The organism is Anaerophaga thermohalophila DSM 12881, assembly GCF_000191885.1.
GTDB lineage: Bacteria > Bacteroidota > Bacteroidia > Bacteroidales > Marinilabiliaceae > Anaerophaga > Anaerophaga thermohalophila.
Genome location: NZ_AEWI01000012.1, coordinates 1 through 14,639, shown reverse-complemented (window position 1 = coordinate 14,639; position 14,639 = coordinate 1). Strand labels below are relative to the sequence as shown.

The window sequence follows — 14,639 nt, the reverse complement described above, 5'->3', positions numbered from 1 at the left end:
AAGATATTAATGAAGTACATCAATTTTCACACCCATACAGCACCCGAAAGTCCTGATGCAGAAATTGCCATCGTCAGCTGTGTGGCACCGGAACCTCTTCAGAAATGCCCTGAAGGCGTATGGTTTTCGTACGGAATTCATCCCTGGTATATTCACGGACAAGACATTCATGCATTATTGGATAAGGTTAAAAATATTGCTGCAAACCCTAAAGTAATTGCCATTGGAGAGGCTGGTCTTGATAAAATCAAGGGGCCTGCCCTGGGTCTTCAAAAGAAAATATTTTGTCAACAGGTTGATATTTCGGAGGACATTAAAAAACCATTGATCATTCATTCGGTAAAAGCCAATAGCGAGATATTGAATCTGCATAAAAAAACGACGCCTTCACAGCCCTGGGTGATCCATGGTTTTAGCGGGCATCCACAGGAAATGGAACAATTTGTAAAACAAGGTTTTTATCTTTCGTTCGGCCCGAAAATACTTTACCGTCAAAACTATAAAGTGGCAGAATCACTGGAAAAAATTCCGGAGAAAAATTTATTCCTGGAAACCGATCACACCAATAAATCCATATCGGGCTTATATATCAGGGGTGCTGAAATAAGAAATACCACAGTTGAAAAACTGGGCAGTAGCATTGAAGAAAATTTTAACCGCTTGTTCAGGTTTGAATAAAACGGCACGGGAATCTATAAAAACAGTATCCTCATGAAGTGGCTTGAGCGCACGGAACTATTAATCGGAAAAGAAAAACTTGAAAAATTAACCCGGTCGCATGTACTGGTCGCCGGACTCGGTGGCGTTGGTTCCTGGTGCGCCGAAATGCTTGTCCGAGCGGGAATCGGAGAACTTACCATTATCGACGGTGATGTAGTAAATCCTTCGAACCGAAACCGGCAGTTGCCGGCTCTTATCTCGACCGAGGGAATGTCAAAAACCGATGTGATGATGGTCCGGCTCAAAGAAATAAATTCTGATATTATCCTGCATCCTTTCCGGCATTTTCACAATGGCGACGATTTTGAGGTGTTGATGACACAGCCTTTCAACTATGTGGTGGATGCCATTGACTCTCTCAGCCCCAAAGTCTCCCTGATTGTTGCTGCGATGCAGAATGGCCGCCCTCTGATCTCTTCCATGGGTGCAGGCGGAAAAATGGCCCCGGAACAGGTACAGATTGCAGACATCAGCAAATCTTATCACTGTAAACTGGCACGAATGGTACGCAAACGGTTGACCAAATTCGGCATCAAAAAAGGATTTGATGTAGTTTTCAGTCCGGAGCCGGTACACAAGTCAGCTGTTATACAAACCCGGGGCGAACAGAACAAAAAGACCACTGTGGGCACTATCTCATATATGCCGGCAATTTTTGGAATGATGGCAGCCTCAAAGGTGATACGGGAATTAATAAAATGACCAAGGGGCAAAAAGAAGGGCGCAAGGAACAAAGGGTGTGGAAAAGGTTGAGGCTGAGATTGAGGTTGAGGTTAAGGTTAAGGTTAAGGTTGAGGTTGAGGTTGAGACGGGGAAATAACCGGAAAACAGAGACACTCCCTTATGAACACTCCCGGCCCATGACTGACCATAAAACTCCGAACCCAAAACTTCAACCGTGGAACCCGTTCTTTTTTTGTTTCTTTGCAGCATGATTGAATCAATAATAAATCCATTAGATACAAGTTGGGGAATCTGGTTGATTACGTTGGGGAGTGCCTGGCTGGTGGGCGTATCCAAGAGCGGGCTGAAAGGCATTGCAATGTTCACCATCCCGTTGTTGGCCCACTTTTACGGAGGCATGGCGTCGGCCGGACTACTGGTACCATTTCTGGTTTTTTGGCGACATGTTTGCCATCCGTTATTACTATAAAAATCTGAAGTGGGAACACATTAAAAAACTTTACCCCTATGCCCTGACCGGGATTGTGCTGGCATTGATCGTCGGGGGAATGATTTCGGATAATCAGTTTCGTAACATCATAGGAATCTCCGTATTGCTTTGCCTGGCACTGATCTTCTATCGCGACTTTTCCGGCGGACCAAACGGGTTCACCCGCAAAAGCTGGTTCGCCCGGACACTTGGTTTTACCGGCGGCTTTGCCACTATGATTGGCAATGCAGCAGGACCAATTTTTAATTTGTACTTACTCTCGATGCGATTGCCCAAAAAGAGCTTCATTGCTACCGGTGCTGTCTTTTATATAAGCCTGAATCTGCTAAAAATACCGCTTCACTTTTTTGTGTGGAAATCAATATCCCTTGATACATTGCAACTGAATTTCGTGATGCTGCCGGCTGTATGGATTGGCTCGATGACCGGGAAATACCTGGTGCGGTTTATCCCCGAGCGGGAATTCCGGATTTTTGTGACAGTGGTGATCGCGATTTCGGCGGTGTTGTTGTTTTTTTAAAATCTGTCATTGCCAGCGTAGTGAAGGAATCTCTGGCTGTCATTCCTGACCCTAAGGTGTTATGACTACCCTGTGAAATTTCTTCGTCCTTGCTGTTTTTATGGCTTCTTCAGTTTCCTCCAGTGAGTAGAACCCGGGGTGAAACAGATCTGAAAAAGGGAAATTGCTTATATTATTGGAAAGAAATTTTTCGGCTGCCAGAAAATCCCGGGTATTGTAATTATGAATACCTTTTATTTCCCAAAGATTCCTGACAATGGTTTCGGGGTTAAATGATATATCACGGGAAGGAAAAACCGAGCCGCAAAGAATCAGTTTTCCCCCTATGCCCATTGTTTGAAGTGCAGTACTGATAGCCATTTCAGCTCCGCTCATTTCAAAAACCAGATCCGCCCCGTGATTCTCTGTGATCGTAAGGATGTGTCGGATAAGGGCCTCTGTTTTTAAGTTATCGCGCCATTGAATAGCATGACTTGTGCCAAACTGTTGGATAATTTCTAAACGCTTCAGGTTGGGGTCAATGGCAATTATTTTTTCTGCTTTTTGTGATTTAAGGACTGCTGAACAAAGGGTTCCCAGCATACCGGCTCCAAAAATAAGAGCGGTGGACCCTTCAATTTTGCCCGCTGCATGTATGGCCGCCATCACGGTGGATAAAGAGCAATTGATGCAGGTGTACAGGTGTGCCGGAATGTGATTGTCCAGTTTGATGATTGAGGTTCCTTTGCGCAGGAGAATGTATTCCGCCATACCTCCGTTGAGCGAATACTCTTCACTGATTGGGGAATGACCGTATTTTATGAGATGTTTGCACTTTTGAGGGATTTCTTTTTTGCAGTTAAAGCATTTTCCACATGAGGTATTAAGTGTCCAGGAGATCATATCTCCGGGTTGAAGGATTTGGCCTTTTAGATCGGTTAATTTGCTTTTGGACGGAAGTTCTTTGATGGTGCCCACTATTTCATGACCCGGGATCAAAGGAAGAGGGCTTTCCCTTTTTCCGCTGATCGTGTGCAAATCGCTTATGCAAATGGCACATTGCGATATTTGTACCAATATCTCCCCTTCTTTTAATGTTGGAAGTGGAAATTCCCGTAACATCAATGGTTTTCCGGAGCCCTGGAAAACCACTGCTTTACCGCTGTTCTTCATGCATCAACTCTCTTAATTCAAATAATTCGCAAGTTCGCCAATATTATTTAGCAGTCCGTCATTGGGGATGCTTTGGAGTTGTTCGCGAGTGTGAGTTCCGTTGCAAACACCAAGGCTGTAAATGCATCCGGCCTTTTTCCCTGACAAAAGATCCGATGGGGTATCGCCAATATTAATTACCTGTTCCGGATCATTAATTCCGGTTATACTCATCGCTTTTTTTATCATGTCGGGTTCGGGGCGACCATGGGCTACCTCATCGCTGGATATGGATAAATCAATGATTGAGTTATTTTTCCCCAGGTAGTTTTCATCAAGGTTTTTGTCCCACTCCAGACGCGATAAAATTATGTTGGTAACCTCTCTGTAAAATCCGGTAGTAAGCGCAATTTTTATGTGATTGGAATGAAGAAAATCAAACATCTCAATACATCCATCGGTGGGTTCCACCGGGCTGGTTCGATAATGATTCTCCAGAATTTCCCGGAAAGCCAGAAATGACTGATTGGCCAATTTTTTGATTGTGTTCTTGTCTGATTCAGGAGATGCTTTGGTCCAAAGGGTTTCAAAAACCTTTATTTTCGACCATCCCATCATGGCAAGGATATCTTCTTTTGCAAAGGGAAGGTTTGTTTTATGAGCTGCTTCTACAAAACACCGCTCAACTTCATTGTTGTCTTTCACGGTAGTACCAGCCATGTCGAATACTACAAGCTTGATCTGTGTCATAATTAAATGTTTTTTCCCGGAGAAATAATATATAAAACAAAAATTTTAGCTGTTTCTGTTGTCGGGTTTTTGGGAACGTGCGGGATGGTTGCGTTGAAAAACAAAGAATCCCCTTCATTCATTACAAGTACTTCATCGTCCAGGATATACTCAATGCTCCCGCTTATCAGAAAAAGATAGGTGTATCCCTGTGTTGTCACTTTCTCTCGTTGAGCATTAGGGGATAGTTCCAGTAGGTTGAAATCAAGCGACACGTTCCCCACACTTTCGGATAGGATAGAGAAATATTGAAAACCAATCGCATCCTCCTTTTCTATGCGTTCATAATCAGCTTTTCTGATGAGGAGGTATCCCCTGTTCAGGTCGTTGTCGATTCCATCGAAAAACGTGGCATAATCCACTTCCAGAGTTTTGATTATTTGCAGTAATACCGGAAGAGAGGGAATGACTCTGCCGTTTTCTATTCTGGAGAGGAGTCCTTTGCTGATTTTGGCTTTTTCTGCCACCTCGGTGAGCTTAAGCATTTTGTTCGTCCGTATGGCTTTAATTTTTTTACTGATACCTGACAGGGTACTGCTCGTCATATATAAAAGTTAAAAAGTTTACTAATAAGAAACATTGCAAATTTAAATCAATCTAATTAATAACACAACAGATATTGTTAAAACTACTTTAAATCAAATGTAAGTGTCGAATTTGTTCTTAATTATTCCTTAATACAGGGTTTACACAAAAGGCATAAATCCCTCGTAGTTTTGCAATATAAATTTACTAATAGTAAACTTTGAAAGAGATGATTTTGAGAGTTGATATAAAACAATGGTTAGAAAAACAGCCCCAATGGGTTTTTGTGGTTTATGTCATTGTAGCCTCTTTTTCTACTTATGCCTGCATGTATGCATTCCGAAAACCTTTTGCGGTGGCTACTTTTGAGGGTGAGCAGTTTCTCGGAATAGATGAAAAGATATGGTTTATCACGGCTCAGGTAGCAGGCTATACCCTTTCGAAGTTTATTGGTATTAAGGTAGTGTCTGAAACGAAATCGGGACAGCGTGCTACGGGCATATTGGTGCTTATCGTTTTGTCCTGGCTTTCTTTATTCCTTTTCGGGTTGGTTCCGTCTCCCTATAGAATTATCTTCTTATTTACAAATGGTCTGCCGTTGGGGATGATTTGGGGATTGGTGTTTGCCTATCTCGAAGGGCGGAAATATACCGAGTTGCTTGGAGCCGGACTGAGCGTCAGCTTCATTTTTGCATCAGGAATTGTCAAATCAGTTGGGAAATGGGTTATGCTCGATTTGAATGTTTCTGAATACTGGATGCCTTTTGTGACCGGTCTTCTATTCTTTTTTCCATTGCTGATTTCTCTTTATCTCCTTAGTAAAGTTCCTTCACCTACTGCCGAAGACCGTGCTCTCCGAACAGAGAGGAAGCCGATGACCAAGAGACAAAGAATGGCTTTCTTCCGTCATTTCGCCACAGTCATTGTGTTGTTAATTGGCGCATATTCTATTTTAATGATATTCAGGGAGATGAGAGATAATTTTGCGGTAGAGATATGGAATGACCTTGGGTATGTAGATAATCCTGAGATTTTTACGAAATCGGAAATTCCGGTAGGACTAATTGCTCTTTTTTCTCTGGGGCTGGTTTCTTTTATCCGCAGCAATATAAAAGCCCTGTTTTCTATCATTTTCATAGTTATGGGCGGCTTTATTTTGATAGGTATGGGGTCGATACTCTTTCAGGGTAATCATATCTCAGGGTTCTATTGGGTTGTAATAACCGGTTTGGGTTTGTACATGGCTTTTATTCCTTTCAATGCCTTGCTGTTCGAACGAATGATCGCCACTTTTCAATATAGCAGTAACATCGGTTATGTGATGTACCTGGCTGATGCTTTCGGATATCTCAGTAGCATTGGTGTTCTTGGGCTGAAAAATATTCTTTCACCTTCTGATTCGTGGGCAGACTTTTTTTTAAGCAGCTCTTATTATGTATCGGTAGCCGGAGTGGTAATAATGATTGCCTCCAGTATATGGTTCCAGCGAAAATACAATCGTTTAGAATATCCTTTAACCACAAAACATTACGACTATGCTACAATACCCAGATAATCCTTATCTGCTTTTAACACCAGGCCCCTTATCCACGACCAAAACAGTGAAGGCGGCAATGTTGAGAGATTGGTGTACCTGGGATACGGATTATAATAATCTGGTAAAGGAAATCCGAAGCCGTATTGTTAATATGGCTACACAAACCTCATCGGAATATACCTGTACTCTGATGCAGGGGAGTGGTACTTTCTCTGTGGAGTCGGTAATAGGGTCTGTAATTCCCAACGATGGAAAATTACTGATTCTGATCAATGGCGCTTACGGGGAACGTATGCTTCAAATTGCCGGTTATCTGCAAATTGAAAATAGTGTTCTGCGGTTTTCGGAAACAGAACCGGTAAATGCAGAACTAACGGAAAAAACGCTTGCTGAAAATCCTGACATCACTCATGTGGCCGTTGTTCATTGCGAAACAACAACCGGCATGCTGAACCCTGTCAGTGACATTGGCGAAGTGGTCAAAAAGCATCAAAAGATATTTATCGTTGATGCCATGAGCAGTTTTGGGGGCTTTCCTTTCGATATCAGCGCCTGGAACATTGATTTTCTTGTAAGCAGTGCCAATAAATGTATTCAGGGTGTTCCCGGTTTTGGCTTTGTTGTGGCCCGAAGAGTATTAATGGAAAAACTGAAGGGACGGGCGCGGTCGCTTTCATTAGACCTTTATGACCAATGGAACACCATGGAACAGGGAGATGGCAAGTGGCGGTTTACATCTCCGACTCATGTTGTCAGAGCATTCCTTCAGGCCTTGAACGAATTGGACGAGGAAGGAGGCCCTGTGGCAAGATATCAGCGTTATCAGGCGAATCAGATTCTGCTGGTTAATGGGTTACGGGAGTTAGGACTGATGCCTCTTTTGCCTGATCAGTTTCATTCGCCGTTTATTACGACTTTTCTTTTTCCAGGAGACTATAATTTTTCCTTTCAGGAATTTTATGACGCTCTTAAGCAAAAGGGGTTTGTGATATATCCCGGGAAGGTCACGCATTACGAATGCTTTCGGATAGGAACAATTGGAGATGTCCATATTCCGGATATAGAAAGACTGATTTTAACGATAAAGTCTTTCATGACTAAATAGTATCTGTCCATAAAGTACTATTTGCTGCGTTACGCTTGCCGCCAAAATACATATTTACGAAAAGAAGACAATTAATCTAAAACATGAGAATTATGAAAACATTTTTGGTCTCACTGATGGTTTTTCTTGGTTGCAGTCTGATTTCAGCAACCGGGAATGATACGATGAAAGAACCTGAAAGTCCGGTTTCGGGTAGTGCAGAAGATACCACCAAATATTTCCGGTTTTTCAGTTTTACGGATAAATCTGAATGGGAGTCAATTCCCGTTTCCAAAGCAGGGAAACATTATTTGGGTGAAGATATTGCCCGGAAATTTTATCTGTTTAAAAATTTATACACCTATCAAACACCTATCAGCCCCGGAAGTCCTGCAATGCGAACAGTGATTCGAAAGCCTGTGGTTTACAATGCACTGAACAAACTGGAGAAACATCTTAAAAAGATAAATTATGAAGGAAATGCTCAAAATGCCGGGCAGCTTGGCCAGACATTTGAGCATGCGCTCGATGTAGCTATTGCTATCTATTCTCAGGAAACCCCCGGGTTTGAGTCCGAGCTGGAAAATAGTGATAGTGCTACCGAAATTATGAATGTATTCTCAAGGGTTGAACTGATATACCCCTGAGAGAATACCGCGAGGATAATGTGATATTCCGTGAAGTAAACAGCGATTTTCTATTGTCATACACCAAAGCGCTGGGAAACTTCCAGATCAATACTTCTCTGGGCGGTAACATCATGAACCAGAAAGATCATTACAGTGCACTTAGCGCCAATCAACTGGTTATTCCGGGTGTTTATAATTTTTCCAATACTGATGTGCCATTAGCCTCGGACATGCGCCGATATGAGAAAGAAATCAGAAGTCTTTACGGATTGGCTATTTTGTCTTACAAGGAGCGATTCTTTTTGGAACTTACCGGACGAAACGACTGGTCGAGTACATTACCCGGTTCCAATAACTCGTACTTCTACCCGTCAGTAACTACCAGTATGGTTCTATCCGATATGTTTGAACTGCCCGCATTTATTTCATTTGCCAAACTAAGAGCCGGATATGCCCAGGTAGGAAACGATACAGATCCATATAATTTATCCGACACCTATATTTTTGATACGCCGTGGGGTGATAATCTTATTGCATCGGAGTCTTCCTCTATTGCTAATATCGAACTCAAGCCGGAGAAGGCGTCTTCGTATGAGATAGGGACGGATCTTTTCTTTTTCAACAACCGGTTAGGCATTGATTTTACTTACTATGAGAATGTAAATAAGAATCAGATTATTGCGACTAACCTGCCTATTTCAACGGGGTATTCAAAAAAGTGGATTAATGCTGGACAAATAACCAGTAGTGGAATTGAATTGCTTATTACCGGTACAGTTGCTAAAATAAAAGACTTTTCCTGGACTGCAACGGCAAATTACTCCACCAATAAAACCATTGTTGATGAACTGGCAGAAGGCATAGATTCTTATACCATTGCCGGTAACCGGGTAACCATTATTGCCAAAGAAGGCGAAGAGATGGGAGCTATTTTCGGAACAGGACTCCAAAAACATACCGATGGACGCTTAATCCTACAGGATGGACTTCCCGTTGAAGATAACCGGCTGAAACAGATAGGTAATTACAATCCGGATTTTAAACTGGGATTTACCAATGAGTTTTCTTTTGGCAATGTCACATTGAGTGCTCTGCTGGATTGGAGCCAGGGCGGAGATCTTTTTTCTTCAACACGCCTGATTGCAGCTACCTCCGGAAATATTGAGGAGACGTTATGGGGACGAGATCAGAAAAATGGTGGCGCGCATCCTGGAATAAAAGACAGCGGGCTGCCCCGGGAAGCCACCAACAGTGCAGGTGAAACAGTGACTTATTACGATGGCTTGATTGCAGACGGCTGGATGTACGACAATCAGGGTAATCTGGTGGAAAATGATGTGATGGTGCAGGCATCGTCCTATCACAATAAGCGTTATAAACGCCAAAATGAAGAAGAAGGTATGTACGATGCCACTTATCTCAAATTACGTGAAGTAAAACTGGGCTATAAAGTACCTGCCAGAGTACTTAAAAATACCCCTGTCGAAACCGCTAAAGTCTCTGTTATTGGGCGTAACTTGTTTTTATGGACGGATTTTCCGCATGGTGACCCCGAGACTTTCGGTATGAGCGGGCAATACCTGATCCCCGGGGTGGAAGATTACAGTATGCCATCGCTGCGAAGCATTGGGTTTAACGTGAACCTTACATTCTAATTGTTGGACTTTAAAAGCATAAAACGATGAATATTAAAACAATAATACTTTGGGCCTTTTTGCTGATTGGTGCCTTTGGCTGTGATGATTTGGGGAATATGAATGTTAACCCGAATGCCCCCGAGAATATCAGTAATAACCCTGAATTGTTGCTTACAGGTATTGAGCGAAATATGGTGAATACTATGGTGAATGATGCATGGGGCGAAGGAAATGTGATGGCACAGTATTCTGCCAAAATTGTTTTTACTGCCTTTGATCAGTTTGAGTGGGGGACAAGCTCCGGAACCTGGTCTACCATCTACCGGTCGGCCAGAGAGGCCAATAACCTTAAGAGCATTGCTGAAGAAACGGAGAACAATAGTTACCAGGCCATTTCGTTGATCCTCAAGAGTTGGATGTTTCAGATTGCCACAGATATGTGGGGAGACATTCCTTATTCGGAAGCTTTAAAGGGAAAGAATGGTGATGTTTTTGCCCCTGTTTACGATGAGCAGGAAGAGATTTATGCATCCATCCTTAATGATTTGGAGGAAGCCAATAATCTGCTGTCAGCTTCGGGACTGAACGTAGTAAAAGGTGACATTCTTTTGAACGGCGATTTGGACAACTGGAGGCGTTTTGCCAATTCTCTGCAACTAAGAGCTCTTATGCGTTTATCAAACATGGTCGGGCAAACCTCTATCGATGTAGAAGGAAAAATGGCTGCCATAATTTCAAACCCGGTCAAATATCCGTTAATTGAAAATAACAGCTATAATGTGGCTTTGGAATACACGACTTCTTATCCCAATGTTCATCCTCGTTCGCAGCAATCGGGCCACCGGGTGGGTTCATATGATGAATACAGAATGAGTGAAACCGTGGAAAAAGTTTTGGAGGCTTATGATGATCCCCGCCAAATGACGTGGTTTGCTCCGACTGAGGCATCCAGGAATGAAGAAACACCGGAATATTCGGGAATGATTAATGGTATGGTTGATGGCAGTGCTTATGAATATAAAGGGGGCCCCGCCAATATTTCCAAAATCAATCCTGAGATTTTTTATTTTGAGCCTAATGCAGCCCGGGGAATCGTTATGACAGCTGCCGAAGTTCACTTCATTATTGCCGAGGCCGCTGTGCGTTTCCCTGAAGTGGGCGCTGTCGCTAATGCTCAAACCCACTATGAGACCGGCATCATTCTGAGCTTTGATTATTGGAATGTTGAAATGCCTGAAGATTATTTGCTCAGAACCTCAACATCTCAGGAAGTTTCGGTACCGGTAGCTTTTGACGGGTCAGTGGAAACCATTATTACACAAAAATGGCTCGCTCTCTTTTATACCGATTATCAGGGATTTTGTGAATTTAAGAGAACCGGTTTCCCGCGGGTTATCGAACCCGGGCCTGATGCCAACAGAGATGTTTATCCCAGCCGGTTCCTTTATCCGGATGAAGAGCAGGCTTTGAATCTTAAGAATCATGATGAGGCCGCTGTCAGGCAGGCCGGAAGTGTTGGCAATTATGACTACTGGACTCCTGTTTGGTGGGAAAATAAATAAGTTGTCTTCTTGTATCCAACCCGGCAGGCAATTGGGCTTGCCGGGTTTAAACTTTTTTTGTTATGAAGACCTTTTCAATAATTTCGCTTAATTCGCTGACTTCTTCGGCACCCCAAAATATTTAACGAAGAATTTCAAAATCAATAATTCAAAATATCTTATATTATGAAAAAACTTATTTTTTTGTCAGCAATAATCAGCCTTATTGCTTTACAGAGCTGGTCACAGAATGTGAATAATATGCAATTATCGCACATGAAAAAACCATCGGTCAGGAAAGAAATACAACTGCCTGATATCCCTGGCTATAAAACCCTGAAATGTGACTTTCACATGCACACGATTTTTTCGGACGGTATTGTTTGGCCTGCTACCCGGGTCAGGGAGGCATGGGAAGAAGGGCTTGATGCCATATCTATTACCGATCATATTGAGCACAGGCCCCATCGCGAATATGTAAAAGGTAATCACAATTCGCCTTATGAAATAGCATTGCCTGTGGCTGAGCAAAAAGATATTATCCTTATTCGCGGTGGAGAGATAACTCGAGATATGCCTCCCGGACATCTTAACGGTTTGTTTCTTGAGGATGTCAATGCCCTTGACACTCCCGACCCGGAAGATGCGGTACGCGCTGCCATAAACCAGGGCGGTTTTGTATTGTGGAATCATCCGGGATGGAAGGCCCAGCAGCCGGATACCTGTGTATGGATGGATATGCATCAGGACTGGTATGAGAAAGGCTACATACATGGGATAGAGGTTTTCAACGAAAAAGAATGGTATCCGATAGTAATCGATTGGTGCCTGGACAAAGAACTTGCCATGATAGGGAATTCCGATATTCACGATGTCAATGCCCATTATTATGATGTGGAAAACGGACATCGTCCCATGACACTTGTTTTTGCCACAGAACGAACTCAGCAAGCTATCAAGGAAGCCATGTTTGACCGTCGCACCATTGCCTGGTTTGATGATAAAATGGCCGGACCCGAAGAGTTGTTGAAAGCTTTTTTTGAGGCTTCTGTTGAGATCAGGAATACCGGACACAAAGATAAAAACCAAAAAGTATTCAGGATAAAGAACGTGGCCGATATGCCGTTTTATTTGTCGTATGAGAGCGGTCAGCAGTTTACAATTCCTGCATTGGCTGAGGTGTATTTAACACTTCCCGATGACGCGAAAAGTGCCGGGGTAACAAACATGTTTACCGGAACCAACAAAACCCTGTCCATTAATCTTACTGATTTATAGGTTTTTGCAATTGCAGGTAAGTGATTTAATCAGTGCCCGTCTATAAAGTCGGGAATGTTTTTACTTATAATGTGTCTGTTCAGAAAATGTCGGTTGCAAGGCTTGCGAAGCCGCCAAAAACGGAGTCCCGAATGTGCTTCTTGTTGGTTTTTTATTAAGAAAAATCTTACAAAAGCTACTTCGGGATGAGTATTTTGGCGGCAAACGTAACACCGCAAATGGTACTTCATGGAAAGATACTGATTACTCTTTTATTTCCCCTTATGCCGTCTGGCATTGAGGGGTTCTTTTGTTTCGAAAGATGAGTCCGCTAAAAAAAATTCTAACATGATCGAAGGAGATATTAATCAAACACCGAAAAGAGCCAAATGGATTGAATCACTGGATCCGTCAACACGCAGATTGCTGGAAGAAGACGCTGCAGTTTTTCTGCATCAATCCATGTCCTCTCCTTGTATGGAAGTCGTGGAATCCTGTAAAAACAGCAGTTTGAAAACTCTGTCGGGGCGGGAAATTCTCGATTTTCATGGCAATAATGTTCACCAAATCGGGTATGGCAATGAATATGTCGTACAAAAAGTAATGGAACAAATGGTTCGTCTCCCGTTTTCCCCAAGGCGATATACCAACCAGGTGGCGATAGATTTTGCTCAACGGTTAACCGGATTGTTGCCCGATCCGCTTAGCAGAGTATTATTTGCTCCAGGAGGCACATCTGCAATCGGGATGGCTTTGAAACTTGCCCGGGTAGTTACCGGCAAACATAAAGTTGTTTCTCTCTGGGATTCGTTTCACGGAGCTTCTCTCGATGCTATATCGGTTGGGGGAGAATCGGTTTTTAGACAGGATATGGGGCCCATGATGCCTGGCGTAATCCGCATCCCGCCACCAGCTACATATCGTGGTTTTTTCGGCGATAATGAAGGGGACCAACTGAAATATGCCGACTATTTGGAATATGTTATTGAAAAAGAGGGTGATATTGGTGCTTTTGTGGCCGAAACCATTCGCAACACAGATGTTCAGATACCTTCTTTACAATACTGGCAAAGGGTACGCGAAATTTGTGACAAGCATGGCGTTTTATTGATCCTGGATGAAATACCCATCGCGATGGGACGAACTGGTAAAATGTTTGCGTTTGAGCATTACGGAATTGTCCCCGATATTTTGTGTCTTGGCAAAGGTCTTGGTGGCGGTTTGATACCAATGGCAGCTATGGTTTGCCGGGAGGAATATAATGTAGCCGGACATATTTCTTTGGGACATTATACGTTTGAGAAAAATCCTCTGGGATGTGCTGCCGGACTGGCGACCCTTGAATTTATTGAAGAAAATCAAATTCTTAAGAAAGTTGTAGATGATGAGCAGTTTATGGCTGATCAAATGGACGCTTTGAAAGAGTTGTGTCCTAAAATTGGGGATGTCAGGGGAAAGGGGTTGCTGTGGGGAGTTGAATTGGTAGAAAACATTGCCACAAAAGAAAAAGCTGTTGATCTGGCGGAGAAAGTGATGTACCAATGCTTAAAACAAGGACTGAGTTTTAAGGTGTCGCAGGGCAATGTTATTCAGTTGTCTCCTGCATTAACAATTTCCAGGGAAGATTTATCTGCCGGGGTAACAATACTGAAATCAGCCATTATTGAAAATATGGAGTAAGGCTTCCTGTATTTTCAAAAAGCAAGCCCTGTCAGAAAAATTGGGAGTTATGAAACTATAGCTGCAATGTGGGCTAAACTACTAATAACTACAGAAAGGGGTCAATATGCTCCGGAATCCTGAAAGGACGAAACTCTCAAGGGGGTCAACATGCTCCGGATTTTTACTTGATTGGGATCAGCATCCGCCGGAATGACATGCTTTTTTGCTATAAAAATGGCGGATTTTCTTGCCGGATTAGGGGATCAGCATACTCCGGATTATCCACTATGCCGAAAACCTATTGAAACGAGCATGACAAAAATTGTCACAAAAGAACATGTATAATTAACCTTTAATCATCTAAGAAACCAAAAACAGGTAACAGATTCTTCGTCGTTACCTCCTCAGAATGACATTAGACAGTCTGTCATTC

Annotated in this window: 14 protein-coding genes; 11 read left to right on the top strand and 3 right to left on the bottom strand. The window is 42.8% G+C overall.

Annotation, left to right across the window (positions count from 1 at the left end):
- Positions 1–9: 9 nt before the first annotated feature.
- The 4 genes from ATH1_RS0104070 (at position 10) to ATH1_RS18910 (ending at position 2,414) form a co-directional block, all read left to right on the top strand.
- Entirely contained in the window at positions 10–678 is a 669-nt protein-coding gene (locus tag ATH1_RS0104070; RefSeq protein WP_010417933.1) for a TatD family hydrolase, read from the top strand.
- A 33-nt stretch (positions 679–711) separates the two neighbouring features.
- Positions 712–1,422 carry a tRNA threonylcarbamoyladenosine dehydratase gene (locus ATH1_RS0104065; RefSeq protein ID WP_010417930.1) on the top strand — a complete coding sequence of 237 codons (711 nt, stop codon included), beginning with the start codon at positions 712–714 and terminating at the stop codon, positions 1,420–1,422.
- A gap of 229 nt (positions 1,423–1,651) precedes the next feature.
- Complete coding sequence (locus tag ATH1_RS22120) at positions 1,652–1,873, top strand: hypothetical protein (RefSeq protein ID WP_245531703.1); 222 nt, start codon at positions 1,652–1,654, stop codon at positions 1,871–1,873.
- Complete coding sequence (locus tag ATH1_RS18910) at positions 1,848–2,414, top strand: sulfite exporter TauE/SafE family protein (RefSeq protein ID WP_010417920.1); 567 nt, start codon at positions 1,848–1,850, stop codon at positions 2,412–2,414. The genes ATH1_RS22120 and ATH1_RS18910 overlap by 26 nt, the downstream gene beginning before the upstream one ends.
- A 51-nt stretch (positions 2,415–2,465) precedes the next feature.
- Here the strand turns inward: ATH1_RS18910 and ATH1_RS0104050 are convergent, their stop codons facing one another.
- From ATH1_RS0104050 to ATH1_RS0104040, 3 genes are read right to left on the bottom strand one after another with little or no spacing between them, the layout of a single operon-like run.
- Complete coding sequence (locus tag ATH1_RS0104050; RefSeq protein ID WP_010417914.1) at positions 2,466–3,566, bottom strand: zinc-binding dehydrogenase; 1,101 nt, start codon at positions 3,564–3,566, stop codon at positions 2,466–2,468.
- Between the two features lie 12 nt (positions 3,567–3,578).
- Entirely contained in the window at positions 3,579–4,295 is a 717-nt protein-coding gene (locus ATH1_RS0104045) for an HAD hydrolase-like protein (RefSeq protein ID WP_010417912.1), read from the bottom strand.
- Positions 4,296–4,297: 2 nt separating this feature from the next.
- Positions 4,298–4,879 (bottom strand): helix-turn-helix domain-containing protein, encoded by a 582-nt coding sequence (locus ATH1_RS0104040; protein WP_010417909.1) that lies wholly within the window; start codon positions 4,877–4,879, stop codon positions 4,298–4,300.
- A gap of 209 nt (positions 4,880–5,088) precedes the next feature.
- On the opposite strand from ATH1_RS0104040, the gene ATH1_RS0104035 reads away from it, so the two are divergent.
- The 7 genes from ATH1_RS0104035 to ATH1_RS0104005 all read left to right on the top strand — a co-directional run bounded on the left by ATH1_RS0104035 (position 5,089) and on the right by ATH1_RS0104005 (position 14,224).
- Positions 5,089–6,414, top strand: coding sequence for a DUF5690 family protein (locus ATH1_RS0104035; RefSeq protein ID WP_010417907.1), 1,326 nt, complete (start codon positions 5,089–5,091; stop codon positions 6,412–6,414).
- A complete protein-coding gene (gene phnW / locus ATH1_RS0104030; protein ID WP_010417904.1) occupies positions 6,395–7,501 on the top strand; it encodes a 2-aminoethylphosphonate--pyruvate transaminase in 1,107 nt (368 codons plus the stop codon). The genes ATH1_RS0104035 and phnW overlap by 20 nt, the downstream gene beginning before the upstream one ends.
- A 92-nt stretch (positions 7,502–7,593) precedes the next feature.
- Positions 7,594–8,127, top strand: a complete 534-nt coding sequence (locus ATH1_RS0104025) for a hypothetical protein (protein WP_029163953.1) — start codon at positions 7,594–7,596, stop codon at positions 8,125–8,127.
- Positions 8,128–8,147: 20 nt separating this feature from the next.
- Entirely contained in the window at positions 8,148–9,764 is a 1,617-nt protein-coding gene (locus tag ATH1_RS18905) for a TonB-dependent receptor domain-containing protein (protein ID WP_010417900.1), read from the top strand.
- Between the two features lie 26 nt (positions 9,765–9,790).
- Positions 9,791–11,308, top strand: a complete 1,518-nt coding sequence (locus tag ATH1_RS0104015) for a SusD/RagB family nutrient-binding outer membrane lipoprotein (RefSeq protein ID WP_010417898.1) — start codon at positions 9,791–9,793, stop codon at positions 11,306–11,308.
- Between the two features lie 165 nt (positions 11,309–11,473).
- Positions 11,474–12,565, top strand: a complete 1,092-nt coding sequence (locus ATH1_RS0104010) for a hypothetical protein (RefSeq protein ID WP_010417896.1) — start codon at positions 11,474–11,476, stop codon at positions 12,563–12,565.
- A gap of 276 nt (positions 12,566–12,841) precedes the next feature.
- Positions 12,842–14,224, top strand: a complete 1,383-nt coding sequence (locus ATH1_RS0104005; protein WP_280959755.1) for an aspartate aminotransferase family protein — start codon at positions 12,842–12,844, stop codon at positions 14,222–14,224.
- The last annotated feature ends 415 nt before the right edge of the window (positions 14,225–14,639 follow it).

Bases quoted from the DNA above. Each gene is read 5' to 3' on its own strand.
- ATH1_RS0104070 (WP_010417933.1), top strand. From the start codon at position 10: ATGAAGTACATCAATTTTCACACCCATACAGCACCCGAAAGTCCTGAT.
- ATH1_RS0104065 (WP_010417930.1), top strand. From the start codon at position 712: ATGAAGTGGCTTGAGCGCACGGAACTATTAATCGGAAAAGAAAAACTT.
- ATH1_RS22120 (WP_245531703.1), top strand. From the start codon at position 1,652: ATGATTGAATCAATAATAAATCCATTAGATACAAGTTGGGGAATCTGG.
- ATH1_RS18910 (WP_010417920.1), top strand. From the start codon at position 1,848: ATGTTTGCCATCCGTTATTACTATAAAAATCTGAAGTGGGAACACATT.
- ATH1_RS0104050 (WP_010417914.1), bottom strand. From the start codon at position 3,566: ATGAAGAACAGCGGTAAAGCAGTGGTTTTCCAGGGCTCCGGAAAACCA.
- ATH1_RS0104045 (WP_010417912.1), bottom strand. From the start codon at position 4,295: ATGACACAGATCAAGCTTGTAGTATTCGACATGGCTGGTACTACCGTG.
- ATH1_RS0104040 (WP_010417909.1), bottom strand. From the start codon at position 4,879: ATGACGAGCAGTACCCTGTCAGGTATCAGTAAAAAAATTAAAGCCATA.
- ATH1_RS0104035 (WP_010417907.1), top strand. From the start codon at position 5,089: ATGATTTTGAGAGTTGATATAAAACAATGGTTAGAAAAACAGCCCCAA.
- phnW (WP_010417904.1), top strand. From the start codon at position 6,395: ATGCTACAATACCCAGATAATCCTTATCTGCTTTTAACACCAGGCCCC.
- ATH1_RS0104025 (WP_029163953.1), top strand. From the start codon at position 7,594: ATGAAAACATTTTTGGTCTCACTGATGGTTTTTCTTGGTTGCAGTCTG.
- ATH1_RS0104015 (WP_010417898.1), top strand. From the start codon at position 9,791: ATGAATATTAAAACAATAATACTTTGGGCCTTTTTGCTGATTGGTGCC.
- ATH1_RS0104010 (WP_010417896.1), top strand. From the start codon at position 11,474: ATGAAAAAACTTATTTTTTTGTCAGCAATAATCAGCCTTATTGCTTTA.